Source organism: Shewanella electrica, assembly GCF_022321485.1.
GTDB lineage: Bacteria > Pseudomonadota > Gammaproteobacteria > Enterobacterales > Shewanellaceae > Shewanella > Shewanella electrica.
Map to the genome: position 1 here is coordinate 1 of NZ_JAKOGG010000792.1, position 234 is coordinate 234.

Sequence of the window (234 nt, forward strand, 5' to 3'; positions counted from 1 at the left end):
GTCACGGAGGTGTCAGTCACATGGCAGAAGATACAAAACGCAGCATCCCGCTCCTCCCTTTAAGAGGCTTATTGGTATACCCGACAATGGTTTTACATTTAGATGTAGGCCGTGACAAGTCGGTTCAGGCTCTTGAACAGGCAATGATGCATGATCATATGATTTTTTTAGCCACTCAGCAGGATATTTCGATAGACGAACCGGGTGAAGAGGATATTTTCGCCGTCGGCACTT

The 234-nt window shown here is 46.6% G+C and carries 1 protein-coding gene; it reads left to right on the plus strand.

What is annotated here, in order from left to right; all coding sequences use genetic code 11:
* Positions 1-20: 20 nt before the first annotated feature.
* Positions 21-234: LON peptidase substrate-binding domain-containing protein (locus L9G74_RS22080; RefSeq protein WP_238899092.1), on the plus strand; the 214-nt coding region annotated here is incomplete at its 3' end.